We start from the raw sequence: 24818 nt of genomic DNA, 5'->3' as shown, positions 1-24818 counted from the left end.
ATGCGGACTCTGGCCGTCGTCGGTGGCGGCGCCATCGGGCTCGCCGTGGCCTGGCGGGCCGCCGAGGCCGGTTGGTCGGTCACGCTGCTCGATCCGGCGGTCGCGACCGGGGCCTCCTGGGTGGCCGGAGGAATGCTCGCACCGCTGTCGGAAGGCTGGCCCGGCGAGGACCGGGTGCTCGAATTCGGCGCGGCGTCGCTGGCCCGCTGGCCCGGCTTCGCCGCCCGGCTCGAAGCCGCGACCGGCGTGTCGGTCTTCGTGGCGGACGAGACCATGACCGTCGCGCTGGACGCGGCCGACGCGGCCGACCTGCGCACCGTGGCCGACTGGGTCGGCAGCCGCGGGCACGAGCTGCGGATGCTGGACCGCGCCGGAGTTCGCGAGCGGGAACCCGGCCTGGCCAGAACGGTGCGCGCCGCGCTGCTCGCGCCCACCGAACCCGCGATCGACAACCGCAAGCTGCTCGCCGCACTGCGGCAGGCGGCCGAGGCGGCGGGCGTCGTGGTGCGCGCCGAGTCCGTAGACTCGCTGACGGACCTTCCCCACGACCAAGTCGTGCTCGCCGCGGGAGCCGCGTCGGCGGCGTTGTGGCCGGAATTGCCGGTCCGCCCGGTCAAGGGCGAGATCCTGCGCCTGCGGCACCGGCCGGGCGTCGCGCCCGCGCCGCGCCGGGTGATCCGGGCCCGGGTGCACGGGCGGGCGGTATACCTGGTGCCGCGCGCCGAGGGCATCGTCGTCGGCGCCACGCAGTACGAAGCGGGTTTCGACACCGCCGTCACCGTGGCGGGCGTTCGCGATCTGATCGCCGACGCGGAGGCGGTGTTTCCCGGCATCGGTGAATACGAACTCGCCGAGGCCGGCGCCGGTTCCCGGCCGGGCAGCCCGGACAACCTGCCGCTGATCGGCCGGCTCACCGACCGGATCGTGGTGGCCACCGGGCACGGCCGCAACGGCATGCTGACCGTGCCGCTCACCGTGGACGCGGTGACCGGCCTGCTCGGCGGGGCGATGCCGCCCGAAGCGGAAGTTGCCGATCCGCAACGCTTTTCGACGACTGTAGGAGGAAGCAGATGACGCTGTCATCCGTCCCCATCGGTGTCACGGTGAACGGCGACGAGCACGAGTTCGCCGAGCCGCTGACCGTACGCGAGCTGCTGGAGCGCCTCGACCTGCCGTGCCGTGGCGTCGCGCTGGCGGTGGACGGCGCGGTGTTCCCCAAGTCGCGCTGGGACGAACCGGTCGGGCGCGGCTGGCAGATCGAGGTGCTGACGGCGGTCCAAGGTGGCTGAGGCTGCGGCGGAATCCGGGAGGGCCGACGCCCCGCTGCGGATCGCGGGCCGCGAGTTCGGTTCCCGCCTGATCATGGGCACCGGCGGCGCGGAGAACCTCGCCGTCCTCGAGGAGGCGCTGATCGCCTCCGGCACCGAGTTGACCACCGTGGCCATGCGGCGCATCGACGCCGCGGGCGGCACCGGCGTGCTCGACCTGCTGAAACGACTGGACATCGCGCCGCTGCCGAACACGGCGGGCTGCCGCACCGCGGCCGAAGCGGTGCTCACCGCGCAGCTGGCGCGCGAGGCGCTGGACACCGACTGGGTGAAGCTCGAGGTGGTCGCCGACGAGCGCACCCTGCTGCCCGACCCGATCGAACTGCTCACCGCCGCCGAACAACTCGTCGACGACGGGTTCGTCGTGCTGCCCTACACCAACGACGACCCGGTGCTGGCCCGCCGCTTGCAGGACGCAGGCTGCGCGGCCGTGATGCCGCTCGGCGCGCCCATCGGCACCGGCCTCGGCATCGGCAACCCGCACAACATCGAGATGATCGTCGCCGACGCCGAGGTCCCGGTCATCCTGGACGCGGGCATCGGCACCGCGAGCGACGCCGCCCTCGCCATGGAACTCGGGTGCTCGGCGGTACTGCTCGCCACGGCCGTGACCAGGGCGAAGCGCCCCGAACTGATGGCCGCGGCGATGGCGGACGCCGTCCGCGCCGGGTATGCGGCCCGGCTGGCCGGGCGCATCCCGAAGCGGTTCTGGGCACAGGCGTCGTCCCCGGCGCCGTGAGCGGCTTACTCGCGTCCCTGACCCTCCCGGCCAGTTCCCGGAGGCCGTGAACGGGCTCCCGACCCCGGCGGGCCACTACTGGGTGGCGAGGCCGGGTCCGGGGCATCACTCGGTAGGCCCGGCCGGTCCGCGGCGGCGGGTGACGCCGGTCCGGGACGCGCCGTGTCGCGGGCCTCAGCGGTTGACGAAGGTGAGATTCGTCGAGTCGTAGCGGGTGCCCGCGACCTGCTCGGGCGGGGCGGCGGCCTCGATAGCGGCGACATCCTCGGGGGACAGCTCGATGGCCAGGGCCGCGAGGTTCTCCTCGAGATAGCGCTGCCGCCGGGTGCCGGGGATCGGCACGACGTCCTCGCCGCGGTGCTGCACCCAGGCCAGCGCGAGCTGGCCCGCCGTGACCCCCTTCGCCGCGGCCAGCTCGGTCAGCTTCGCGACGATCGCGAGATTCCGTTCGAGGTTGCCCTCGGCGAAACGCGGCTGGCTGCGCCGCACATCGGTCTCCGCCAACCCCTCGACCGAGTTGTAGCGACCAGTCAGGAAACCGCGCCCGAGCGGGGAGAACGGGACGAGGCCGATGCCGAGTTCCCGGCAGACCGGCGCGACCTCGGCTTCCGGATCGCGGGTCCACAGCGACCACTCGCTCTGCAACGCGGCGATCGGGTGCACGGCGTGCGCGCGCCGGATGGTCTGCGCGCCCGCCTCCGACAGCCCCAGGTGGCGCACCTTCCCCGCCTGTACCAGTTCGGCCATCGCTCCCACCGTCTCCTCGATCGGCACCTTCGGGTCCACCCGGTGCAGGTAGTAGAGGTCGATGTGGTCGACCCCGAGCCTGCGCAGCGACGCCTCGCACGCCTGGCGCACGTAGGCGGCGTCGCCGCGGATGTGGGTGGGCTCGCCCAAGCGGTTGGCGAAGCCGAACTTCGTGGCCAGCACCACCTCGTCGCGGCGCTCCGCGATGGCCCGCCCGATCAATTCCTCGTTGTGCCCCGCGCCGTAGAAATCGGCGGTGTCCAACAGGGTCACACCGAGGTCGAGGGCGTGGTGCAACGTCGCGATCGACTCCGCGTCGTCCGCGGCGCCGTAAGCATGACTCATGCCCATGCACCCCAAACCCTGCGCGGAGACCGTGAGTTCGCCGAGCTGCCGAGTGGAAACGTCGATCATGCTGCAACCTCCTGCGTTCGAATCCGTCGTCTCGACGCTAGGTGCTGGAGCGCGCTCCATGTCAACAGCGGTGTGTGCCACTCGCGCGGTGTCAATCGCGGGTCGAGGCCGCACGTCGTTCATAGCGTGAGCGGGCCAGGTCGTAGGCCGTTCGGAGGAGTTCGCGGGTTGGTTCGTCGGTTCGCTGGGCGGGGTTCACCACCGCGAGCCAACCGGCGGAGCCGTAGACGGGGTGTGCGATGACCGTGTCCGTCACGCTCGGATCGTGATCGGGAGATGGTTCGCGGGGGGAGTGGCCGGTCCACCGGATGAAGGCTTCTTTTCCGGCTGCGATATTGACTCGGAAGGCGTCCGGGCGGTTCAAGCGGGATTCCTCGTCGCCGGGGTAGTTCTTCGTGACGATCGTCGCGAAGGGTTGGGTCGCCTTCGGGACGACGCCGTCGGGCGAGTAGTAGAAGAACGTGTCGCCCCAGCTGATCTCCGGTGAGCCGTCGCCGGGGCCGGGGCGCAGGGTGTGGACTCCGTCGAGAGCGGAGACGAAGTCGATGATCTCGTCGATGGTCATGTGCTCCAGCGTTTCATTAAGGTGCCTGTGGAGACTTCGGCCGGGATATCGAGGATCGATAGCGTGGAAACTCTCAACTCGCGGATACGCACGGTCGATGTGGCGCGGCGTGCCGGTTACTCGGTGCAGCAGATTCGCAATCTAGAGCGGGACGGGGTGCTGCCACCGGCGCTGCGCACGGCAACGGGCTATCGCCGGTATGGGGAGGCGCACGTGCGCTCCGCGCTGGCATACCGGGCGCTGGCGGCGGGTGTCGGTCCCTTGGAAGCCAAGCGGATCATCCGCACCGTGCACGAGCGCCGTATCCACGAAGCGCTCGCGCTTCTCGACGCGGCGCACGCGCGGCTCCACCGGGAGCGGACGGACCTCGCGCTGGCGAAGCGGGCGGCCGCGGCGATCTCGGCCGAGCCGATCGATGACGTTCGCGCATCGGATTCGATGAGCGTCTCCGAACTCGCCGCCGCGCTGGGCGTGCGCCCCTCGACACTGCGGCATTGGGACGCCGAGGGACTCGTGGTTCCCGACCGCGCCACCACACAGGGGACGCGGCGGTACTCGCCTGCTCAGGTACGCGATGCCCGGATCGTCCACCAGCTCCGCAGCGCCGGACACCGCGTCGACGCCCTTCGGGCCTTGATGCCCGACCTGCCGCGCGGACACCGATCCGAGGATGTCGATGCCGCCCTCGCGGCCAGGGACGCGAGCATCACCGCTCGCTCCCACGCCCTTCTCGACGCGGCGGCCGCGCTCACCCGCGTCATCGCGCTCACGACCTCCTGATCGCGGCCGTCCTGCACGTCGCCGAACCGATGGGCCGCTGAGGCTTCGGCGCGCCGGTGGTCACGACGTAACCGGACGGGTTGGGTTACCCGTCGCCGGCTGTGTTGTCCGGTTTACTGCCCGTGCCGCAGTCGCGGAGCCATCGCTCAGCGGACAACTTGCGCGGGCACGGTGGGGTACATGTGGAATGGAGCTTCAGCAAGCCTTGCGCGTGCTTCTCATCGACGGGCCAGTTGCTGTCCTCGCAATAGTCCTGGATCCAGCTGCGCCGCGGCGTCATCGCTGCTCCTCGCGGTCGATTCGGTCCATGACCTCACGGAACGGCACGCGCTCGTCCAGATCGTCACCAAACTCGAGTAGCCACGGCAGCACCCAGAACAGCAGGATCAGCAAGCCGCCTACAGCGGCCATGACGATCAAGGTGACAGCGAGTTCGGTCACTCCGGAACCCCCTTGCATTGTGGTGTGGTTGGTGGGCACCCGGCGCCGAGGAGTTCGGGGCTCGACCCGGGGCTGGGTGCTACAGAAAGTGTGTTCTGCGGGGACCGCTGCGAATCGCCACAACGTGTGGCAGCGTTGAAGCATGGATGAGATGGGGGTCGGAGGACGGACCGCCAGGGCGCGCAAGCTGGCGCGGCTCACACAAACTCAGCTTGCGGACAAGGCAAACGTGTCGCTGTCCCTGCTACGCAAGGTCGAACAGGGTGATCGCCCGGCCTCGCCCGCGTTCATTGCTGCCGTCGCTCGCGTACTGGGGCTGAATGTCGCCGATCTGACCGGACAGCCCTACATCCAGGACCGCACCGACACCACGGCGCACGCCGCGATTCCCGAACTTCGGCGCGCCATCGTCGCGTTCAACGACGAACCCCTCGCCGGGCCAACCACATTCGAGGAACTGACCGACGCTGTCGACCGCGTACGGGAGGGGATGCGCCGGGCTCACTACTCGGAGCTGACCGCCGACCTTCCCCACGCCATCCGGGGCCTGCACATGCTCGCCGACGACGAGCATTCCAGCCGCCATCGGGAAGCAATCCACTCCACCCTCGCCTATGCCTACAGCAAGGCCATGCTGTTCGCCTATCAATACGGCTACCTCGACCTGGCAGGGCTGGCCGCGGAACGCTGCGGGTGGGCGGCCGAACGCAGCGGCGACCCGATTTGGCCGATCGCTGCCGAGTACAACCGGGCCCTGGTCTTGCTGTCCTCCGGTGCCTATGTCGGAGGATTGCGGACGATCGAACGCGCCCACACCGCCAGCGAGCAACTGGCTACGACGCCTGATCTGCTCGCGGTGCGCGGCGCACTGCACCTGCGCGGGGCCATCCTCTCGGCTCGAGCACTCGACAGCGACGCCGCGGACTCGCACATACAGGAGGCTCGCGGTATCGCCGCGGCGATCGGTGCGGAGAAGTACCGCAACTATGGAACCGGGTTCCGACCGTCGAACGTCGACATCCACTCCGTTGCCGTACCCGTGGAACTATCCGATGGAACCACGGCCGTGGCTCGCGCCGAGCAGATCCGCCTGCCCGCGTCGGTGGCGCCGTCGCGCGCCGGGCATCACTGGATCGACGTGTCCCGCGCCTGGCTGCTACATGGGGACAAGGACCGCGCGCTCGCCGGTCTGGACCAGGCGCGACGGATCGCGCCGGAGCTGACGCGCAACCACCCCCAGGTGCACGAGACAGTGCGGGTGCTCGCCAACGCACGGCGCGGCACCGACCAACTCGCCCGGTTCGCCAAGTGGGCCGACATCAAGATCTGACTTGATCGACTACGACCGACCACCGGACGTGGACCGATCAACACCACGTACGGGCTTGCACCCACCCGCCCACCTCTTCCTCATCCTCGAGGATGATCCAACTCGGCACTATTTACCGACGCGCGCGGCCGCGATTTGCGGAATGCTGGGCGCATGATCGAACTGAGAGGCCTGACCAAGCACTACGGGCAGACCGTAGCGGTGCAGGATCTGTCCTTCACCGTTCGACCCGGCCAAGTGACGGGATTCCTGGGGCCCAACGGTGCGGGCAAGTCGACCACCATGCGGATGATCCTCGGGTTGGACAAGCCCACCGCGGGCACCGCGCTGATCAAGGGCAAGCCGTACCACGAACTGGACCATCCGCTGCGCACCGTCGGCGCGCTGCTGGATGCCAAGTGGGTGCACCCGAACCGGTCGGCGCGCGCTCACCTGGAGTGGATGGCCGCGTCCAACGACATCGCCAAGTCCCGGGTGGAGGAGGTGCTGCGGCTGGTCGGCCTCTCGGAGGTGGCGGGCAAGACGGCGGGCGGTTTCTCGCTGGGCATGTCGCAGCGCCTCGGCCTGGCCGGCGCGCTGCTGGGCGACCCGGAGGTGCTGCTGTTCGATGAGCCGGTGAACGGCCTGGACCCGGAGGGCATCCTGTGGATCCGCCGGTTCATGCAGCGGCTGGCAACCGAGGGCCGCACGGTACTGGTCTCCAGCCACCTGCTGTCGGAGATGGCGCAGACCGCCGAGCACCTGGTGGTCATCGGGCGCGGCAAGCTCATCTCGGACTCGACCACCCAGGAGTTCATCGAACGCGCCTCCGAGCAATCGGTGCGGGTGCGCAGCCCGCAGCTCGACCAGCTGCGCAGCGTGCTCACCTCGAACGGGATGACCGTCCGCGAGGACGGCGCGGGAGCCGACGGCCCCGCGCTCATGGTGGCGGGCGTGGCCAGTGACGCGGTCGGCAAGCTGGCCGGCGAACACCACATCACGCTGTTCGAACTGGCCCCGCAGCGCGCGTCGCTGGAGGAGGCGTTCATGCGGATGACCGGTGGCGCCGTGCAGTACCACGGCGAAGGCTTCGACCCGACGGGCCCGGAGGCGGCGGCTCGCGTAACCGCGGACGGCGGCTCCTACACAGCGATGGGAGGTGCGCTCTGATGGGCGTGCTGGCAGCGGAACGAATCAAGCTCACCTCCACCAGGTCGCCCTGGTGGTGTTCGGCGATCGTCGTCGCCCTCGCGCTCGGGATGGCCGCGCTGCTCGCCTCGGTGGCGCGCGCGTCCTACGGCAAGGAGGGCGCGATCGACCTGACCGTCTCCACCGCGGTGGCCGGGATCAGCGGCTTCGGCGTGATGGTCCTGATGATCATGGCGACCTTGACCGTGACCAGCGAATATCGCTTCGGCCTCATCCGGACGACGTTCCAGGCGACACCGCATCGGGCCAAGGTCGTCGCGACCAAAGCCGGGTTGGTCGGCGGGTACGGCGCGGTGCTGACCCTCGTCCTGGTGTTCCTCGCCTACCTGGTGGCCAAGGCGCTGAGCGGACCGGACGCGGGCGCGGCCCTCACGCTGTCCAGCCCGGAGGACTGGCGCCAGGTCTACGGCATCCCGATCTACGCGTTCCTGTGCGTCCTGCTCGCGATCGGCATCGGCGTGCTGGTGCGGCAATCCGCCGCCGCGATCTCGCTGATCGTGCTGTGGCCGCTGCTCATCGAGGGGCTGCTCGGAGCGTTCGGCAGCTTCGGCCGCAACGTGACCCCGTTCCTGCCGTTCGCGAACGCGAACCGATTCTTCAGCGCCTCCGCGTCCACGGCGAACTGGCACTGGGGGCCGTGGGGCAGCCTGCTGTACTTCACCGTCTTCGTCGCGATCGTCTTCGGCGCGGCCTTGGTCGTGGTGAACCAGCGCGACGCCTGACGCACGCGGGCGAGGCCGCTCGACCACCCGAGTCGCCATCCCTCGCCACTCGGGTCGGCGGGGCGCCGACCTTGTCGGGAGGTCCGGCGCTCCGTCACCGCCCGCCACTGCCCGGCGGACGGTGCGTCGATCGGCCCGGCGCGAATGCTCGCGCCGGGCCGATCGTGCGTGTGAACATCGCGGAAACTATGCCGTATGCCGCTTCCGAGACCCCTTCTCGGCCGAGTAGCCTCGGTTCAGCAACCAGCTCGTTATCCAACGCGGAGCCCGCCGACGTGCTCGCTGTGTTCGTCGCGGAGGTGAGAGATGGCGATGATCGGTAATCTGCCGACGTCAGATCGGCTGAGATACTCTCGGGGCGTGAATGAAACACCTTCCGGCGGCCCCGAGTCGGGGCCAGGGCCGGAGGCCGATGGAGGCGTGCCGCCCGAGGTGGTCATTCCGTTGGAGCCGTCCGATGGGATCGATCCTTCCCGCCGTTCCGGTAAATTCCGTCGCGGGCAGCTATCCGCCCTGGTGAACGCCGCGAATCAGCGGGCTGATCTGATCGGCGCGCTGCGCAAGGCGCGCCAGCAGCTGCCGGGGGACCCTGCTTTCGGTGATCCGCTGTCGGTTTCCGGGCCCGGTGGCGCGCGGGCGGTCGCGCGCGCGGCGGACAAGCTGGTCGGCGACGCCCCGAGCGCGGCGCGCGAAATCGGTTTCGGGGCCTTGCAGGTCTGGCAGGCCGCGCTGGAGCGAATGGGACGCGGCAGAGGTAGCCAGGAAATAACTGTCATGTTCACCGACCTGGTGGCCTTCTCCCGCTGGTCGCTGTCGGCCGGTGACGAAGCCACCCTCGAACTGCTGCGCAAGGTGGCCAAGGCCATCGAGCCGCCGATCGCCGAACGCGGCGGTCAGGTGGTCAAGCGCATGGGCGACGGCGTGATGGCGGTGTTCCCCTCGGCGGACCGGGCGATACGCGCCGCGGTGACCGCCAAGCGCAACCTGGCCGACGTGCAGGTGCGCGGCTACACCCCGAACATGCGGATCGGTTTGCACACCGGTTCCCCGCGCGAGATCGGGGGTGACTGGCTCGGGGTGGACGTCACGATCGCGGCCCGGGTAATGGAGGCCGGTGGTAACGGCAACACCATGCTGTCGGAGGCCACGCTGCTGGGGTTGCGGCCGGAGACGCTGGCGGAGCTGGGTTTGACGGTCAAGCAGTATCGCCGCGGCCTGTTTGCGGCTCCGCTCAGCGGCGTCCCCGATGACCTGCGGATCTTCCGGCTGTCGAAGGGCTAACCGAGCCACCAGGCCAGCGCGCCGCCCGCCGCGAGAACGGCGCAGACGGCCAGCGCGATCGCCAGCGGCCGGGCCGTCTTCCAGGTGGTGTAGGCGCCGCCGAGCAGGAACCCGGCCAAGGCGAACAGAACGATCACGGTGACGTCGCTGGACACCGTGCCCATCTTGCTCCGGCCCGCTCGACCACCGCCGCGCGGGTGGGATCGCGCAGGGTGCAATTAACAAGCACGCATGCTTGCTTTTTTCTGGCCCGGGTGTGATGCTGGTCGCGGAACGCGGACTTCACGGGTGCGGCATGCGGCCCATCCTGACGGTCCGCCGTACAGGAGGCATTCCCGCTGATGAGTATGCTGGCCGCCGACCCGGACGTGCTCCGGATCGGCAACTGTTCCGGCTTCTACGGTGATCGGCTCGGCGCCATGCGCGAGATGCTGGACGGTGGCCCGCTCGACGTGCTCACCGGCGACTATCTCGCCGAGCTGACCATGCTGATCCTCGGCCGGGACCGCATGAAGGACCCGGACCTCGGCTACGCCAAGACCTTCGTCAAGCAGATCGAGGACTGCCTCGGGCTCGCACTGGAACGCAACGTGCGCATCGTGACCAACGCGGGCGGCCTGAACCCGGCCGGGCTGGCGGCGAAACTGCGCAAGGTGGCCGCCGACCTCGGACTGGACGCGAAGATCGCACACGTGGAGGGCGACGACCTCCTCGCCCGCGCCGGTGACCTCGGTTTCGGCGCGCCGCTGACCGCCAACGCCTACCTCGGCGCCTGGGGCATCGTCGAATGCCTGAACGCGGGCGCGGACATCGTGGTCACCGGCCGGGTCACCGACGCGTCGGTGATCGTCGGCCCGGCCGCCGCGCACTTCGGCTGGGGCCGAACGGATTACGACCGGCTGGCCGGCGCGGTGGTGGCCGGGCACGTGATCGAGTGCGGCACCCAGGCCACCGGCGGCAACTACGCCTTCTTCACCGAACTCGCCGATCTGGGCAGGCCGGGCTTCCCGATCGCCGAGATCCGCGCCGACGGCAGCAGCGTCATCACCAAGCACGCGGGCACCGGCGGGGCGGTCACGGTCGACACCGTCGAGGCCCAGCTGATGTACGAGATCCAGGGGCCCCGCTACGCCGGACCCGACGTGACCTCCCGCCTGGACACCATCCGGCTCGACCAGGACGGCCCGGACCGGGTGCGGATCAGCGGCGTCACCGGCGAGGCCCCGCCGCCCCGGCTCAAGGTCTCGCTCAACACGCTCGGCGGCTTCCGCAACGAGATGGAGTTCGTGCTCACCGGGCTGGACATCGAGGCGAAAGCCGAACTGGCGCAACGACAGCTGGAATCCTGGCTGCCGACCCGGCCCGCCGAGCTGACCTGGACGCTGGCCCGCCTGGACCGGCCGGACGCGCAGACCGAGGAGCAGGCCAGCGCGCTGCTGCGCTGCGTGGTCCGCGACCCGGACCCGAACAAGGTCGGGCGCGCCTTCTCCAACGTCGCGGTGGAACTGGCGCTGGCCAGCTATCCCGGATGCAGCTTCACGACCCTGCCCGGCAACGGATCGCCCTACGGCGTGTTCACGCCCGGGTTCGTCAACGCCGCGGAGGTCCCGCACACGGCGGTGCTGCCCGACGGCACCCGCGTCGGCGTGCCGCCGTCCGCCGAAACGGCCGAACTCGCCGCGGTCGCCGAGCCGCCCGCCCCGGAAGCGCTGCCCGCCGGGGAGACCCGCCGCGCGCCGCTGGGGACGATCGCGCTGGCCCGCAGCGGCGACAAAGGCGGTGACGCGAATATCGGCGTGTGGGTCCGCACCGACGAACAATGGCGCTGGCTGGTGCACACCCTCACCGTGGCGCGCGTCAAAGAACTTCTGCCGGAGACGGCTTCGCTGACGGTCACCCGGCATGTGCTGCCCAATCTGCGGGCGCTGAACTTCATCATCGAAGGCCTGCTCGGTCAGGGCGTGGCCTATCAGGCCCGCTTCGACCCGCAGGCCAAGGGACTCGGCGAATGGCTGCGGTCTCGTCACCTCGACATTCCAGTGGAGCTGCTGTCATGACGAAACTCTGGGAAACGCCGGAACGGCGCGAATTGCGCGCCACGGTCCGTGGCTTCGTGGAACGCGAGATCCTGCCCTACCTGGACGGCTGGGAGCGCGCCGGGGAGATCCCGCGCGAGCTGCACAAGAAGGCGGGCGCGCTCGGCCTGCTCGGTGTGCAGTTCCCGGAATCCGCGGGCGGTTCCGGCGGCGACGGCGTGGACGCGATGATCGTCTGCGAGGAGATGCATCAGGCCGGTGCGTCCGGCGGACTGTTCGCCTCGCTGTTCACCTGCGGCATCTCCGTTCCGCACATCATCGCCTCGGGCAACGTCGAACAGATCGAGCGCTGGGTGCGGCCGACGCTGGCGGGCGAGAAGATCGGTTCGCTCGCGATCACCGAACCCGGCGGCGGATCGGATGTCGGGCACCTCACCACCACCGCGCGCCGCGACGGCGATCACTACATCGTCAACGGGGCCAAGACCTACATCACCTCCGGCGTCCGCGCCGACTTCGTGGTCACCGCGGTGCGCACCGGCGGGCCGGGCTCGGGCGGCATCTCGTTGCTCATCGTCGACAAGAACACGCCGGGCTTCACGGTCAGCCGCAAGCTGGACAAGATGGGCTGGCTGGCCTCCGACACCGCCGAGTTGTCCTACGTCGACGTCCGGGTGCCGGTGGAGAACCTGGTCGGCCCGGAGAACTCCGGCTTCTTCCAGATCGCCGGCGCGTTCGTCAGCGAGCGCGTCGGCCTCGCGGTGCAGGCGTACTCCAGCGCGCAGCGGTGCCTGGACCTGACCCTGGAGTGGGTGCGCAACCGGGAGACCTTCGGGCGTCCGCTGATCAGCAGGCAGGCGGTGCAGAACACGGTCACCGAGATGGCGCGGCGCATCGATGTCGCCCGCGTCTACACCCGTGATGTGGTGCAGCGCAGCGCCGAAGGCGAGACCGACCTGATCGCCGAGGTGTGCTTCGCGAAGAACACCGCCGTCGAGGCGGGCGAGTGGGTGGCCAACCAGGCCGTCCAGCTGTTCGGCGGTCTCGGCTACATGCGCGAATCGGAGATCGAACGCCAGTACCGGGATATGCGCATCCTCGGCATCGGCGGTGGCACGACCGAAATCCTCACCGGACTGGCGGCGAAGCGATTGGGGTACCAGAAATGACCATCCTGCGCAGCGCCCTGGACACCGCGGCGCCCGAGTACGAAGCCGCCGCCGACGCGATGACGGCCAAGCTCGCGGAGGTGGAGGCCGAGTTCGCCAAGGCCATCGCGGGCGGCGGACCGGACAAGCTGGCCCGGCACCGCAAGCGCGGCAAGCTCACCGCGCGTGAGCGCATCGAACTGCTCGTCGACGAGGACTCGCCGTTCCTGGAGCTGTGCCCGCTGGCGGGCTGGGGCAGTGAATTCCACGTCGGCGCCAGCACCATCGCCGGGATCGGCATCGTGGAGGGCGTCGAGTGCATGATCGTCGCGCCCGACCCGACCGTGCGCGGCGGCACCTCCAACCCGTGGACATTGCGCAAGACGCTGCGCATCAACGACATCGTGCGGGAGAACCGGCTGCCGGTGATCTCGCTGGTGGAATCCGGCGGCGCCGACCTGCCCACGCAGAAGGAGGTGTTCGTCCCCGGCGGCCGGATGTTCCGCGACCTCACCCAGGCGTCGGCGGCGGGCATCCCGACCATCGCGCTGGTGTTCGGCAACTCCACCGCGGGCGGCGCCTACATTCCCGGCATGTCCGACCACGTGGTGATGATCAAGGAGCGCTCCAAGGTGTTCCTCGGCGGTCCGCCGCTGGTCAAGATGGCCACCGGTGAGGAGTCCGACGACGAATCCCTCGGCGGCGCCGACATGCACGCGCGGGTCTCCGGCCTCGCGGATTACTACGCGCTGGACGAGCAGGACGCGATCCGCATCGGCCGCTCCATCGTCAAGCGGCTGAACTGGCGCAAGCAGGGCCCGGCTCCGCGCGCCGAGGTGATCGAGCCGCTGCACGACCCGGAGGATCTGCTCGGCATCGTGCCGTCGGACCTGAAGATCCCGTTCGACCCGCGCGAGGTGATCGCCCGCATCGTGGACGGTTCGGACTTCGACGAGTTCAAGCCGCTCTACGGCAGCAGCCTGGTCACCGGATGGGCCGAACTGCACGGCTATCCGGTGGGCATCCTGGCCAACGCGCGCGGCGTGCTGTTCTCCGAGGAATCGCAGAAGGCCACCCAGTTCATCCAGCTCGCCAACAAGACGAACACGCCACTGCTGTTCCTGCACAACACCACCGGTTACATGGTGGGCAAGGAGTACGAGCAGAAGGGCATCATCAAGCACGGCGCGATGATGATCAACGCGGTCTCCAATTCGAAGGTGCCGCACATCTCGGTGCTGATGGGTTCGTCCTACGGCGCGGGCCACTACGGCATGTGCGGCCGTGCCTACGACCCGCGTTTCGTCTTCGCCTGGCCCAGCGCGAAATCCGCCGTGATGGGTGGCGCGCAGCTGGCGGGCGTCATCTCGATCGTCGGCCGGGCCGCCGCCGAGGCCAAGGGCCTGCCGTTCGACGAGGAGGCCGACGCCGGGATGCGCGCCATGGTGGAGGCGCAGATCGAGGCCGAATCGCTGGCGATGTTCATGTCCGGGCGGCTCTACGACGACGGCGTCATCGACCCGCGCGACACCCGCACCGTGTTGGGAATGTCCCTGTCGGCCATTCACAATGCCCCGATCAAAGGCGCCGACGGCTTCGGCGTCTTCCGAATGTGAGGCCGGATATGACCGCATCGCACGGCGATTCGAATACGGGTGGGCAGATCACGAACGTTCTCGTCGCCAACCGTGGCGAGATCGCCCGCCGGATCTTCGCCACCTGCCGCCGGATGGGTCTGGGCAGCGTCGCGGTGTACTCCGACGCGGATGCCGCCGCGCCGCACGTCACCGAGGCGGACGCCGCGGTGCGGCTGCCCGGCAACACGCCCGCCGAAACCTATCTGCGCGGTGAACTGATCATCGAGGCCGCACTGGCCGCGGGCGCCGACGCCATCCACCCCGGGTACGGGTTCCTTTCCGAGAACGCCGATTTCGCGAAGGCGGTGCTCGACGCAGGGCTGGTCTGGATCGGCCCGCCGGTCGAGGCGATCGAGCAGATGGGCTCGAAGGTCGCCTCGAAGAAGATGATGGACGCCGCCGGAGTGCCGGTGCTGGCCGAACTGGACCCGGCCGAGGTCACCGAGTCCCACCTCCCGGTACTTATCAAGGCATCCGCGGGCGGCGGCGGGCGCGGTATGCGGGTGGTGCGCGAGCTGGCCGATCTGACCTCGCAGATCGAGGCCGCACGTCGCGAGGCGGAATCCGCCTTCGGCGATCCGACGGTTTTCTGCGAGCGCTACCTGGAGACCGGCAGGCACATCGAGGTCCAGGTGATGGCCGACACGCACGGCGCCATCTGGGCGGTGGGCGAGCGCGAGTGCTCCATCCAGCGCCGCCACCAGAAGGTGATCGAGGAGGCGCCGTCGCCGCTGGTGGAACGCACCGAAGGCATGCGGGAGCGGCTGTTCGAGGCGGCGCGCCTCGCGGCGGGCGCGATCGGCTACACCGGCGCGGGCACCGTGGAGTTCCTCGCCGACGAGCAGGGCGAGTTCTTCTTCCTCGAGATGAACACCCGCCTGCAAGTGGAGCATCCGGTCACCGAGTGCACCACCGGCCTGGACCTGGTCCGGCTGCAACTGGACGTCGCCGTGGGCGGCGCGCTGCCCGCCGAACCGCCCGCGATGCGCGGACACTCCATCGAGGTGCGGCTCTACGCCGAGGACCCGGCGCAGGACTGGCAGCCGCAGAGCGGAACCGTGCACCGGATCGACATACCCTCGGTGCGCACCGAATTCGACCTGCTGGACCGGCCGGGCGTGCGCCTGGACACGGGCGTCGTAGACGGCTCGGTGGTCGGCGTGCACTACGACCCGATGCTGGCCAAGGTCATCTCCTACGCCGAGACGCGCGGCGAGGCGGCCCGCTTGCTGGCCGCGGCCCTGCACCGCGCCAAGATCCACGGCCTGGTCACCAACCGCGACCTGCTGGTGCGCGTGCTGCGTCATCCGGCGTTCCTGGCCGGTGACACCGACACCGCGTTCTTCGCCACGCACGGGCTCGACGTCCTCGCCGCGCCGCTGGTGTCGGCGTCCGACGAGGCGCTGTCCGTCGTGGCGGCGGCACTCGCCGAGGCCGCCGCCAACCGTGGCCGCGCGAGGGTAGGCGGCGGACTGCCCAGCGGGTGGCGCAACCTGCCGTCGCAATCGCAGCGCAAGTCGTACGAGAGCCGCGCGACCGGGACGCACGAGGTGGGATACCGCTTCGGCCGGACCGGCGTCACCGTGGACGGTCACGACGGCCTGGAACTCGTCGAGTCGGCTCCCGATCGTGTCGTGCTGTCGGTTCCGGGCGAACGCGGACCGGTGCGCAGGCAATTCGAGGTCGCCCGCTACGGCGACCAGGTCTACGTCGACTCGCCGCTCGGCCCGGTGGCGCTGCGCCGGGTGCCGCGCTTCAGCGACCCCGCCGACCAGGTGGCCACCGGCTCGCTGCTGGCGCCCATGCCGGGCAGCGTTATCCGGCTCGGCGCCGAGGTCGGCAGCCGGGTCGAACAAGGTCAGCCGATTCTGTGGCTGGAGGCGATGAAGATGGAGCACACCATCGCCGCGCCCGCCGCGGGCGTGCTCAGCGCCGTGAACGTCACCGTCGGCCAGCAGGTCGACGTCGGCGCCGTGCTCGCGGTCGTCGACCCCGCCGCCGACAACACCGAAACCCAGGAGAACTGATGTCGTTCATCGAAACCGACGAGCAGAAGGCGCTGCGGGCCGCCGTCGCCGCGCTGGCCGCGAAATACAACTACCGCGACTACGTGCTGCCGAAAGCGCGCAAGAACGAGCCGCTGGACGAATTGTGGCAGGAGGCGGGCAAACTCGGCTTCCTCGGGGTGAACCTGCCCGAGGAGTACGGTGGCGGCGGCGCGGGCATGTACGAGCTGTCGCTGGTGATGGAGGAGCTGTCCGCACAGGGCGCGGGCCTGCTGCTCATGGTGGTCTCCCCGGCCATCTGCGGCACCATCATCACCAAGTACGGCACTGACGAGCAGAAGCAGGAGTGGCTGCCCAAGCTCGCCGACGGCTCCGGCAAGATGGTCTTCGGCATCACCGAGCCGGACGCCGGCTCCAACTCCCACCAGATCACCACAACCGCGCGCCGCGACGGCGACGACTGGATCCTCAACGGCCGCAAGATCTTCATCTCCGGGGTCGACCAGGCCGAGGCCGTGCTGATCGTGTCCCGCACCGAAGACCACAAGACCGGCAAGCTCAAGCCCGCCCTGTTCATCGTGCCGACCGACGCCGAAGGCTTCACCAAGACGGCGCAGGAGATGGACATCATCGAGCCCGACCACCAGTACAGCCTGTTCCTCGACGACGTCCGGCTGCCCTCCACCGCGCTGGTCGGCAAGGAGGACGCGGCGTTGATGCAGCTGTTCGCTGGCCTCAACCCGGAGCGCATCATGGGCGCGGCCATGGCGATCGGCCTGGCCCGCTACGCCATCGATCGCGCCGTGGAGTACGCCAAGGAGCGCACGGTGTGGAAGACGCCGATCGGTGCGCATCAGGGCATCTCGCATCCGCTCGCCCAGGTGAAGGTCGAACTGGAGCTGGCGAAGCTGATGATGCAGAAGGCCGCGACCCTGTACGACACGGGCGATGAGATGGGCGCCGCCGAGGCCGCCAACATGGCGAAATACGCGGCGGCGGAGGCCAGCATCAAGGCGCTCGACCAGGCCATCCAGACCCACGGCGGCTCCGGCCTGACCAGGGACGTCGGGCTGGCCGCGATGCTCGCCGCCGCGCGCATCGGCCGCATCGCGCCGGTCAGCCGGGAAATGGTCCTCAACTTCGTCGCCCAGTACTCGCTGGGTCTGCCGAAGTCGTACTGAGAGGACGCCGCATGACCGAGACGGCTCCGTTCGTCCGTTACGAGGTGAGCGACGGCGTCGCGACGCTCACCTTCGATTCGCCGCACAACCGCAACGCGCTGTCGTCCAAGCTGGTCGCCGAGCTGCTGCGCGGGCTCGACGACGCGGCCGCCGACGACGCGGTGCGCGTCGTCGTGCTCGCGCACACCGGCAACACCTTCTGCGCGGGCGCGGATCTGAGCGAGGCCAGTGACGCCGATCCGGCCGTGGCCGCCGACGAGCGCACCCGGGTCATGATCGGCGTGCTGCGCAGGCTGGTGGAGATTCCGAAGCCGGTGATCGCGCGGATCGACGGCAACGTACGGGCAGGCGGCATGGGCATCGTGGCGGGCTGTGACCTCGTCGTGGCCGGACCGGCCAGCAGTTTCGCGCTCACCGAGGTGCGCATCGGGCTGGCGCCGTTCATGATCTCGCTGACCCTGCTGCCCAGGCTCAGCCCGCGTGCGGCCGGCCGGTACTACCTGACCGGCGAGAAGTTCGACGCCGCCGTGGCCGAGGAGATCGGCCTGGTCACCGTCACCGCCGACGACCCGGCGGCCGAGGTGGCGCGGCTGTGCGCGGAGGTGCGCAAGGGCTCTCCGCAGGGGCTGGCGGAGGCCAAGCGACTGGTCAACGCGGGCATCCTCGCCGAGTTCGACGCCTCCGCCGAAGAACTCGCGCGGCGTTCGGCGAGCTTCTTCGGCACCCCCGAGGTGCACGAAGGCATGCTGGCCTTTTTGCAGCGCCGCCCGCCGAGCTGGGCAGAATGACGACCATGGCGACACCCCACGAACCCAAGCAGGACCGCAGCCGCGCCACCCGGCAGCGCCTGCTCGAGGCGACCATCGACTGCCTGGCCGAGATGGGCTGGGCGGCCGCGACGGTCGCCGTGGTCGCCGAACGGGCCGGGGTGTCGCGTGGCGCGGCGCAGCATCACTTTCCCACCAGGGAGGATCTGATCACCGCCGCGCTGGAGTACATGTTCGACACCCGCAGCGGGCAGGCGGTGCAGGATGCCGCGACGCTGACGGAGCTGGGTGACGGGCTGGCCCGCACCGAGGCGGTGGTGGCGGGGCTGGTCGAGTCCTATACCAGCCCGTTGTTCAAGGCGGCCCTGCAAGTCTGGACGCACGCCGCCGCCGACCCGGTGTTGCGGGAGCGGATCGTCCCGCTGGAGGCCCGCTTCGGGCGCGCCTCGCACCGCCGCGCGGTCGAAGCCCTGGGTGTGGACGACTCGGACCCGGTCACCCACCATTTGGTGCAGGCGACCCTGGACATGGCGCGCGGTCTCGGCCTCGCCGACGTTCTCACCGACGATTCGGCCCGCCGTAAGCGGATAGTCGAACAGTGGGCGGCCACGCTTCACGCCGCCTTGCACGCCTCCCGCTGAACCGGAGCCCGCGACCGGGCCGGACGCGGTGGCTCGAGTACCGGTCTCGGTGTGCGCGAGAGCAGGACGAGGGCGGTGGCCAGGAGGGCAACTGTAACCTGTATCACTACCTACGTAGTATTCGAAGGGTGTCCACCAAACGCGACCTCGTCTTGGACGCGGCGATCGACCTGCTGGGATCCCGCGGCACCCGCGCGCTCACCCACCGCGCGGTCGACGAGGCCGCGGGCATGCCCGCCGGATCGGCGTCCAATTACTTCCGCACCCGGGAAGCGCTGCTGATCGGCATCACCGAGCGCCTCGAGGCGCGCGACTACGCGGATTGGGAGGTGCTCACCCGGCAACCCGCGCCCGGCGCGATCGACGAACTCGTCGAGGGCATGGCCGCTTTCGTCGTGCACGCGGTGCGCGACGACCGGGTGCGCACCCTGGCCCGCTATGCCCTGTTCCTGGAGGCGCAGTGCATTCCCGCGCTACGCGAGACCATCCGCCGAGGACATCTGCGGCTGACCGAATGGACCGCCTCGCTGCTGGCGGGTATCGGCGTGGATCGGGCGGCGGCGCGGATCCTGGTCGACCAACTCGACGGGATCATCCTGCATCAGCTGGTGAACCCGGCAGCGGACTTCGATCCACGCCCCGCGCTGGACCGGCTGGTGCGCGCGCTGGCCGCGGGGAGCGATTGACCTGCGGCGAACGCCGCGCTGCTCAGCACAGACCTTGCTGCTCGAGCCTTCCCGAATCGATGGCGTAGGAGGAAGCTCCGATGGCGGCGCCGATCAAGCCGACGATGATCGCGCCGGGAATCGCGCCGACGAAGAAGACGGGCAGGCCGACGAGCGCGCCGATCGCGGCGCCGATCGCCGCGCCGATTCCCGTGCGCAGTTCGATGGTGTCGCCCGGCGGCAGGCATGCCTTGATGTAGGTCACTTGCGGGGGTTCGCCGGTCGCCGCGGCGATCGATTCGGCTCGATCGGCGGGGGCCGCCGACGCGGTGGCGGCGAATCCGACGGTGAGCGCGGTTGCGACCAGTGCGCTGACCACCGTCACGGCCAGCTTCATGAAAGCGTTCAACTGTTTCCCTGAAAGTTCGCGGTGGACACGTCAGCTGATGGTCCGGCTACCGGCCCGGAGCCGTCACGCGTCCGATCATCATCGCTGGAGTTTTGCGGGATGCCAAGAGCGGGCGCTCGAATCATCGTCGCCGGTCGCATGTTCGACGTTCCACCGCTGTGCCTTCGCGGGATTGTGACCGGGGAAGGTCACTGCCGCACAACGCGATCCGCACCGGCGCCGAGGTATGGCACCGGTGCGGATGCGGTGTTCAGCGGGTGCAGGGGTCGCGCTGAACACCGGGAGGCGATGCGGCCCCGGGGAATGCAGGGCGACAGGACCGCATCGCGGGTTTCAGTGAGCGGCGGTCAGGTCGTACAAAGTGACCCCGTCCACCTGGGTGGCGGTGAAGTTCTCCTGGACCCACTGCGTGATCTGGGCGCTGGGGGAGGAGTCGGACGAACCCGGCCCGCCCCGTCCGCCGCCGACGAAGTAATGGATCTTCCCTTCGGCGACATATCGCTTGAACTGCTCCAGCGTCGGCGAGGGGTCGCTGCCGTTGAAGCCGCCGATGGGCATCACGGGCAGTTCGGTGGCCAGCTGCAAGCCCGCGGCGCTGTTCGAGCCGATGGCCGCGGCCACCCAGGTGTAGTCGCCGCCGTTCTGCTCGAGCAGGGACACGACCTGGGCGCTGGGTTCGCTCGCCCCGAGCAGACCGCCGATTCCGCCGCCGGGGCCGGGACCGCCGTCACCGGGCGCGCCCTGCGTCGTGCCCTGCGGGCTCGTTCCCGGCGAACGCCCATCCGGCGGCGTACCGCCCGGAACCTGTCCGGCTCCGTCGCGGCCGCTGGTCCCGGTTCCGTCCGGCATGCGGCGATTCATCCCCGGCATTCCCTCGCCCCACGGTGGCCGACCACGCATCGCGACGTTCGGCCCGGCCGAAGGAATCGAACCCGCGTGCGGCGTCGCGATCGTGTCGACGGCGTAGGCGACCGGTCCGGCGAGGAAGGTGAACGCCACGGCCAGCGCCGACGCCACGGCGAGCTTGCGCGGCGCGGGCAAGAGCACGGCGAGCGTCGCGATCACGCCGACGACCAGCACCGTCCAGCGCAGCCACGACTGCCATTCCGGACTGCGGGACAACAGCATCCAGGCGGTCGCCGTGGTGAGGCCCACCGCTAGCGCCGACGCAAGCCGCACCCACAGCCGGTGCCGTCCCCGCCACGACAACACCGCACCCGCGCCGACGAGCGCGGCGATGGCCGGAGCCAGGGCGACGGTGTAGTACTGGTGGAAGATGCCGGCCATGAAGCTGAAGACCAGCCCGGTCCCCAGCAGCCATCCACCCCAGAGGACGAGCGAGGCGCGCTGCGGATCGGTGCGAGCGGCTCTGCCGCGCAGCAGGATTCCCACGACGAGCGCGACCAGCGCGGCGGGGATCAGCCACGCGATCTGACCGCCTTGCGCCGGTTCGGACATCCGCGTGATGCCGGTGCTTCCCCACATCCCGTTGCCGCCCGGAGGAAGGTCGCCGCCCGGTCCGACGCTGCCGCGCTCGTTGCCGTTGAGCCTGCCGAGCCCGTTGTAGCCGAGGGTGAGTTCCAGGATCGAGTTGTCGTGCGAGCCGCCGATCCACGGACGTGACGAGGCGGGCCACAGTTCGACCGCCAGCAACCACCAGCCCGCGGCCACCACCATCGCGGCTGCGGCGGCGAAGAGTTGCAGGATGCGCTTACCGAGTTTCGGCGGGCCCGCGATCGAGTAGGTCAGCGCGAGCGCCGGAACCACCAGCAGCACCTGCAATTGCTTGGTGAGGAAACCGAAGCCGATCAGCGCGCCGGTCAGGATCAGCCAGCGCCAGCGGCCGTCCTCCACCGCCCGCGTCATCGCCCAGGCGGCCGCGACCATCAGGAACACCAGCAGCGCCTCGGGATTGTTGAACCGGAACATCAGCGCCGCCACGGGCGTCACCGCCAGCGCCAACCCGGCGAGCAATCCGGCCGCGGGCCCGAACGGCCTGCGCACCGTCGCCCACAGCAGTGCCACACTGGCCACCCCGAGTAACACCTCCGGCACCAGGATGCTCCAGCTGCCCAGCCCGAAGGCCCGCACCGACAACTCCATCAGCCACAGTGAGGCGGGCGGTTTGTCCACGGTGATCGAGTTCGCCGCGTCGGAGGACCCGAAGAAGAACGCCTTCCACGAGACCGAACCCGCCTGCACCGCAGCCGAGTAGAACGAATTCGCCCAACCGTTGGCGCTCAGGTTGCACAGATACGCCACCGCCGTGCCGATCAGTAGCGCCGCCAGCGCCGGATACTCCCAGTTCCGGCGCGGCCTCGGCCGCGGGTCGGTCGCGGCGGGTTGCGCGGTGAGCGTCGCCGTCATCAACGGTCTCCCTCGGCGGCGCTTCCGGCGGCGGCGAGAGCCGGTGCGCTCGGCGCGCCGTCGCCTCCGCTGTCGCGAAACACCCAGCGCAGCCCGACGAACCGCAACAGCGTCGCCACCAGATTGGCCACCACCAGGACGAACAGCTCCAGGTGCACCGAGGCGTCCGGCGCCCACCGATGCAGCGCGAACAACGATCCGCTGGTGAGCGCCAAGCCGATCCCGAAGATCACCAGCCCTTGGAACTGATGCGACACGGCTCCGTTCGAGCCGCGCACGCCGAAGGTGAAGGCCCGGTTGGCGGTGGTATTGCCCACCGCCGTGATCAGCAGCGCGGCGAAGTTCGCCACCTGCGCGCCGGCGAGCGGCTGCAACAGCGCGTAGAGCAGCAGATAGGCCAGCGTGCTCAGCACGCCGACGATCGCGAACCGCACGAGTTGCCCGACCATGCCCAGCGGCACCCCGGGCACCAGCGGTTCCCGGCCCACCGACCGGCGCAGTTCCTCGAGCGGCAGCGTGCCGGTGGCCAGCGCCCGCCCGAGCCGCCAGATGCCGAGCAGGTCCTTGCGCGCGGTGTCGATGATGTCGACGCGGCTGTCCGGATCATCGATCCAGTCCACCGGAACCTCGTGGATGCGCAGCCCCGCCCGCTCGGCGAGCACCAGCAATTCGGTGTCGAAGAACCATTCGCCGTCGTGCACCAGCGGCAGCAGGCGGCGCGCCACGTCGGTGCGCATGGCCTTGAAGCCGCACTGGGCGTCGGAGAAGTGCGCGCGCAGTGAGGCTTTCAGCAGCAGGTTGTAGCAGCGCGAGATGATCTCGCGCTTGGGTCCGCGCACCACCCTGGACGCGGCGTCGAGCCGGGTGCCGATGGCCAGGTCGGAATGCCCGGTGATCAGCGGTGCGACCAGGGGCAGCAGCGCGTTCAAGTCGGTGGACAGGTCGACGTCCATATAGGCGACCACCTGCGCGTCGGAGCGTTCCCACACCGCTCGCAGCGCACGCCCGCGTCCCTTGGCGGACAGGTGCACCACCCGTACGTCGTCCAGTTCTTCGGCGAGCAGCTGGGCGACCTGGAGCGTGTCGTCGGTGCTCGCGTTGTCGGCGACCGTGATGCGCGCCGGGAAGGGGAACCCGTCGCGCAGGTAGGCGTGCAGTCTGCGGACGCACACGCCGAGGTCGGCCTCTTCGTTGTAGACGGGTATCACCACGTCCAGCACGGGCGCACCCGTGGTCTCGGTCCGTTCCGCCGCCGCGACGGTCAAGGTCTCGGTCATGCGAACAACATTCGACGGCTACGCTGCCACGCTGCTGGGCCTCAGCTGTGAGGTTCCTGGGGGTGGCGCCCGAGCCGGATCACGCCGCGGGCAGGCCCCGTAGCGTACGGTCGATGACAGCGGGACCATTCAGGTTCTCCGAGCAAAGGACCACGTTTGTCCGACAAATCTCCGCGCAGTTCGATGTCCAAGAAATCCGGGAAGTCCCTGAAGGAAAAGCGAGCGGAGAAGAAGGCCAAGACCGCGGGTGACAGCGGCGCTGGTTCCAGCAAACACTGACCGGTGGGACGGGACCCGGCCGACGGCCGGATCCCGTCCCCGGTCGACAGGTAGCATCCCGATTCGTGATGCTCAGCGGCCGGACGGAAGACGACCCGCCGCGCAAACGTGTAGACGCGCGCACCGAGCGTTGGCGCGAGCATCGCAGGAAGGTGCGCGAAGAATTCGTCGACGCGGCTTTCCGCGCGCTCGACAAATTCGGCCCCGCGGTCAGCATGGGCGATATCGCCAAGGAGGCGGGCGCGGCCAAACCGAAGCTGTATCGCCATTTCGAAGACAAGACCGACCTCTACAACGCGATCGTCGACCGGGTGCGCGACATGCTCTGGGAACAGATCATGACCAGTTTCGACCTGACCGGCGACTCGGCGGCTGACTTGGTGCGCCGCGCCGCGTCCGAATACGCGCAGGTGGTGTCGCGGCAGCCGAACGTCTTCCGGTTCATGCTGCACAGCCATTTCACGCAACGCTCCGACGACGCCGACCGCGCCCTGCAATCGGCCCGGCAGTCCGCCCACCGCGCCGCCGAACTGTTCGCCGGTGCCGTGGACGAGGAGTCGGTGCAGGTCGCGAGCGCGGAACTGGTGATCTATTCGATCTTCGGCGCGGTGGCCTCGGCCACCGATTGGTGGCTGGGGGTGAACCGGGTGGAGCCGCCCGCCATGCCGGTCGAGCAGTTCGCCGCCTATCTGAGCGAGATCATCTTCGCGCTCGTGGCGGCCAGCGCTCGGCTGCACGGCATCGCGATCGCAGCCGATCTTCCGCTGCACCGTGCCTTTTCCGCTCTGTGACCGCCAGCGCCCCCCGGGCCGGGCGCCGAGGTCTTCGCCGCATCCACGCCGAACGTCGTTGTTCCGATCGCCTCGCCGT

Annotated in this window: 25 protein-coding genes; 18 read left to right on the top strand and 7 right to left on the bottom strand. The window is 69.7% G+C overall.

Going from position 1 to position 24818, the window contains the following annotated elements:
- From thiO to ON29_RS27340, 3 genes are read left to right on the top strand one after another with little or no spacing between them, the layout of a single operon-like run.
- On the top strand, positions 1-1074 hold the full coding sequence (thiO, locus tag ON29_RS27350) for a glycine oxidase ThiO (RefSeq protein ID WP_040870699.1): 1074 nt from the start codon (positions 1-3) through the stop codon (positions 1072-1074).
- Positions 1071-1289 (top strand): sulfur carrier protein ThiS, encoded by a 219-nt coding sequence (gene thiS, locus ON29_RS27345; protein WP_040870696.1) that lies wholly within the window; start codon positions 1071-1073, stop codon positions 1287-1289. Before thiO ends, thiS begins: the two co-directional genes overlap by 4 nt.
- On the top strand, positions 1282-2067 hold the full coding sequence (locus ON29_RS27340; protein WP_040870695.1) for a thiazole synthase: 786 nt from the start codon (positions 1282-1284) through the stop codon (positions 2065-2067). Before thiS ends, ON29_RS27340 begins: the two co-directional genes overlap by 8 nt.
- A 174-nt stretch (positions 2068-2241) precedes the next feature.
- Here ON29_RS27340 and ON29_RS27335 read toward each other — a convergent pair whose 3' ends face one another.
- Together ON29_RS27335 and ON29_RS27330 are read right to left on the bottom strand one after the other, a co-directional pair.
- Positions 2242-3228: an aldo/keto reductase gene (locus ON29_RS27335; RefSeq protein ID WP_040870694.1), complete on the bottom strand. Its 987-nt coding sequence runs from the start codon at positions 3226-3228 to the stop codon at positions 2242-2244.
- Between the two features lie 91 nt (positions 3229-3319).
- A complete protein-coding gene (locus tag ON29_RS27330; protein WP_040870693.1) occupies positions 3320-3793 on the bottom strand; it encodes a DUF6194 family protein in 474 nt (157 codons plus the stop codon).
- 63 nt (positions 3794-3856) lie between these two features.
- Here ON29_RS27330 and ON29_RS27325 point away from each other — a divergent pair, with 63 nt between their 5' ends.
- Positions 3857-4573: a MerR family transcriptional regulator gene (locus tag ON29_RS27325; RefSeq protein WP_040870691.1), complete on the top strand. Its 717-nt coding sequence runs from the start codon at positions 3857-3859 to the stop codon at positions 4571-4573.
- 276 nt (positions 4574-4849) lie between these two features.
- Here the strand turns inward: ON29_RS27325 and ON29_RS36130 are convergent, their stop codons facing one another.
- Positions 4850-5014: a hypothetical protein gene (locus ON29_RS36130; protein ID WP_157172915.1), complete on the bottom strand. Its 165-nt coding sequence runs from the start codon at positions 5012-5014 to the stop codon at positions 4850-4852.
- 142 nt (positions 5015-5156) lie between these two features.
- Here ON29_RS36130 and ON29_RS27320 point away from each other — a divergent pair, with 142 nt between their 5' ends.
- From ON29_RS27320 to ON29_RS27305, 4 genes are all read left to right on the top strand, one after another.
- A complete protein-coding gene (locus ON29_RS27320) occupies positions 5157-6344 on the top strand; it encodes a helix-turn-helix domain-containing protein (RefSeq protein WP_040870690.1) in 1188 nt (395 codons plus the stop codon).
- A gap of 153 nt (positions 6345-6497) precedes the next feature.
- Positions 6498-7493 (top strand): ABC transporter ATP-binding protein, encoded by a 996-nt coding sequence (locus ON29_RS27315; protein ID WP_040870689.1) that lies wholly within the window; start codon positions 6498-6500, stop codon positions 7491-7493.
- Positions 7493-8254, top strand: a complete 762-nt coding sequence (locus ON29_RS27310; protein WP_040870688.1) for an ABC transporter permease — start codon at positions 7493-7495, stop codon at positions 8252-8254. Before ON29_RS27315 ends, ON29_RS27310 begins: the two co-directional genes overlap by 1 nt.
- A gap of 360 nt (positions 8255-8614) precedes the next feature.
- Positions 8615-9535, top strand: coding sequence for an adenylate/guanylate cyclase domain-containing protein (locus tag ON29_RS27305; protein WP_373283929.1), 921 nt, complete (start codon positions 8615-8617; stop codon positions 9533-9535).
- Here ON29_RS27305 and ON29_RS36125 read toward each other — a convergent pair.
- Positions 9532-9699: a CG2302 family histidine operon protein gene (locus tag ON29_RS36125; protein WP_157172914.1), complete on the bottom strand. Its 168-nt coding sequence runs from the start codon at positions 9697-9699 to the stop codon at positions 9532-9534. The genes ON29_RS27305 and ON29_RS36125 overlap by 4 nt on opposite strands.
- Before the next feature lie 177 nt (positions 9700-9876).
- Here ON29_RS36125 and ON29_RS27300 point away from each other — a divergent pair, with 177 nt between their 5' ends.
- The 8 genes from ON29_RS27300 (at position 9877) to ON29_RS27265 (ending at position 19637) form a co-directional block, all read left to right on the top strand.
- Positions 9877-11592, top strand: coding sequence for an acyclic terpene utilization AtuA family protein (locus ON29_RS27300; RefSeq protein WP_040870687.1), 1716 nt, complete (start codon positions 9877-9879; stop codon positions 11590-11592).
- The gene (locus ON29_RS27295; RefSeq protein WP_040870686.1) at positions 11589-12740 is read left to right on the top strand and encodes an acyl-CoA dehydrogenase family protein; all 1152 of its coding nucleotides are present in this window, start codon (positions 11589-11591) and stop codon (positions 12738-12740) included. The genes ON29_RS27300 and ON29_RS27295 overlap by 4 nt, the downstream gene beginning before the upstream one ends.
- Positions 12737-14335 carry an acyl-CoA carboxylase subunit beta gene (locus tag ON29_RS27290; RefSeq protein ID WP_040870684.1) on the top strand — a complete coding sequence of 533 codons (1599 nt, stop codon included), beginning with the start codon at positions 12737-12739 and terminating at the stop codon, positions 14333-14335. The genes ON29_RS27295 and ON29_RS27290 overlap by 4 nt, the downstream gene beginning before the upstream one ends.
- Before the next feature lie 8 nt (positions 14336-14343).
- Entirely contained in the window at positions 14344-16383 is a 2040-nt protein-coding gene (locus ON29_RS27285) for an acetyl/propionyl/methylcrotonyl-CoA carboxylase subunit alpha (protein WP_051175630.1), read from the top strand.
- On the top strand, positions 16383-17543 hold the full coding sequence (locus ON29_RS27280; protein ID WP_040870683.1) for an acyl-CoA dehydrogenase family protein: 1161 nt from the start codon (positions 16383-16385) through the stop codon (positions 17541-17543). Before ON29_RS27285 ends, ON29_RS27280 begins: the two co-directional genes overlap by 1 nt.
- Positions 17544-17554: 11 nt before the next feature.
- On the top strand, positions 17555-18331 hold the full coding sequence (locus tag ON29_RS27275) for an enoyl-CoA hydratase family protein (protein WP_040870682.1): 777 nt from the start codon (positions 17555-17557) through the stop codon (positions 18329-18331).
- Between the two features lie 5 nt (positions 18332-18336).
- On the top strand, positions 18337-18951 hold the full coding sequence (locus ON29_RS27270; RefSeq protein ID WP_040870881.1) for a TetR/AcrR family transcriptional regulator: 615 nt from the start codon (positions 18337-18339) through the stop codon (positions 18949-18951).
- A gap of 128 nt (positions 18952-19079) precedes the next feature.
- Positions 19080-19637 carry a TetR/AcrR family transcriptional regulator gene (locus ON29_RS27265; protein WP_040870680.1) on the top strand — a complete coding sequence of 186 codons (558 nt, stop codon included), beginning with the start codon at positions 19080-19082 and terminating at the stop codon, positions 19635-19637.
- Positions 19638-19659: 22 nt separating this feature from the next.
- On the opposite strand, the gene ON29_RS27260 is transcribed toward ON29_RS27265, so the two are convergent.
- The 3 genes from ON29_RS27260 to ON29_RS27250 all read right to left on the bottom strand — a co-directional run bounded on the left by ON29_RS27260 (position 19660) and on the right by ON29_RS27250 (position 23669).
- A complete protein-coding gene (locus ON29_RS27260) occupies positions 19660-20025 on the bottom strand; it encodes a hypothetical protein (protein WP_040870678.1) in 366 nt (121 codons plus the stop codon).
- Between the two features lie 333 nt (positions 20026-20358).
- A complete protein-coding gene (locus ON29_RS27255; RefSeq protein WP_040870677.1) occupies positions 20359-22392 on the bottom strand; it encodes a glycosyltransferase family 39 protein in 2034 nt (677 codons plus the stop codon).
- Positions 22392-23669, bottom strand: a complete 1278-nt coding sequence (locus tag ON29_RS27250; RefSeq protein ID WP_051175629.1) for a bifunctional glycosyltransferase family 2/GtrA family protein — start codon at positions 23667-23669, stop codon at positions 22392-22394. Before ON29_RS27250 ends, ON29_RS27255 begins: the two co-directional genes overlap by 1 nt.
- A 156-nt stretch (positions 23670-23825) precedes the next feature.
- On the opposite strand from ON29_RS27250, the gene ON29_RS37535 reads away from it, so the two are divergent.
- Positions 23826-23948, top strand: a complete 123-nt coding sequence (locus ON29_RS37535) for a hypothetical protein (RefSeq protein WP_281032571.1) — start codon at positions 23826-23828, stop codon at positions 23946-23948.
- A 68-nt stretch (positions 23949-24016) separates the two neighbouring features.
- The gene (locus tag ON29_RS27245) at positions 24017-24739 is read left to right on the top strand and encodes a TetR/AcrR family transcriptional regulator (RefSeq protein WP_040870676.1); all 723 of its coding nucleotides are present in this window, start codon (positions 24017-24019) and stop codon (positions 24737-24739) included.
- Positions 24740-24818: the final 79 nt, after the last annotated feature.

The organism is Nocardia exalbida NBRC 100660 (assembly GCF_000308575.1).
GTDB classification, from domain to species: Bacteria; Actinomycetota; Actinomycetes; order Mycobacteriales; family Mycobacteriaceae; genus Nocardia; species Nocardia exalbida.
This window is presented reverse-complemented; position numbering and strand designations above follow the sequence as displayed.

Bases quoted from the DNA above. Each gene is read 5' to 3' on its own strand.
- ON29_RS27245 (WP_040870676.1), top strand. From the start codon at position 24,017: ATGCTCAGCGGCCGGACGGAAGACGACCCGCCGCGCAAACGTGTAGAC.
- ON29_RS27285 (WP_051175630.1), top strand. From the start codon at position 14,344: ATGACCGCATCGCACGGCGATTCGAATACGGGTGGGCAGATCACGAAC.
- ON29_RS27315 (WP_040870689.1), top strand. From the start codon at position 6,498: ATGATCGAACTGAGAGGCCTGACCAAGCACTACGGGCAGACCGTAGCG.
- ON29_RS27300 (WP_040870687.1), top strand. From the start codon at position 9,877: ATGAGTATGCTGGCCGCCGACCCGGACGTGCTCCGGATCGGCAACTGT.
- ON29_RS27310 (WP_040870688.1), top strand. From the start codon at position 7,493: ATGGGCGTGCTGGCAGCGGAACGAATCAAGCTCACCTCCACCAGGTCG.
- ON29_RS27250 (WP_051175629.1), bottom strand. From the start codon at position 23,669: ATGACCGAGACCTTGACCGTCGCGGCGGCGGAACGGACCGAGACCACG.
- ON29_RS27295 (WP_040870686.1), top strand. From the start codon at position 11,589: ATGACGAAACTCTGGGAAACGCCGGAACGGCGCGAATTGCGCGCCACG.
- ON29_RS27255 (WP_040870677.1), bottom strand. From the start codon at position 22,392: ATGACGGCGACGCTCACCGCGCAACCCGCCGCGACCGACCCGCGGCCG.
- thiO (WP_040870699.1), top strand. From the start codon at position 1: ATGCGGACTCTGGCCGTCGTCGGTGGCGGCGCCATCGGGCTCGCCGTG.
- ON29_RS27270 (WP_040870881.1), top strand. From the start codon at position 18,337: ATGGCGACACCCCACGAACCCAAGCAGGACCGCAGCCGCGCCACCCGG.
- ON29_RS27290 (WP_040870684.1), top strand. From the start codon at position 12,737: ATGACCATCCTGCGCAGCGCCCTGGACACCGCGGCGCCCGAGTACGAA.
- ON29_RS27335 (WP_040870694.1), bottom strand. From the start codon at position 3,228: ATGATCGACGTTTCCACTCGGCAGCTCGGCGAACTCACGGTCTCCGCG.
- thiS (WP_040870696.1), top strand. From the start codon at position 1,071: ATGACGCTGTCATCCGTCCCCATCGGTGTCACGGTGAACGGCGACGAG.
- ON29_RS36125 (WP_157172914.1), bottom strand. From the start codon at position 9,699: ATGGGCACGGTGTCCAGCGACGTCACCGTGATCGTTCTGTTCGCCTTG.
- ON29_RS27275 (WP_040870682.1), top strand. From the start codon at position 17,555: ATGACCGAGACGGCTCCGTTCGTCCGTTACGAGGTGAGCGACGGCGTC.
- ON29_RS27280 (WP_040870683.1), top strand. From the start codon at position 16,383: ATGTCGTTCATCGAAACCGACGAGCAGAAGGCGCTGCGGGCCGCCGTC.
- ON29_RS27320 (WP_040870690.1), top strand. From the start codon at position 5,157: ATGGATGAGATGGGGGTCGGAGGACGGACCGCCAGGGCGCGCAAGCTG.
- ON29_RS27330 (WP_040870693.1), bottom strand. From the start codon at position 3,793: ATGACCATCGACGAGATCATCGACTTCGTCTCCGCTCTCGACGGAGTC.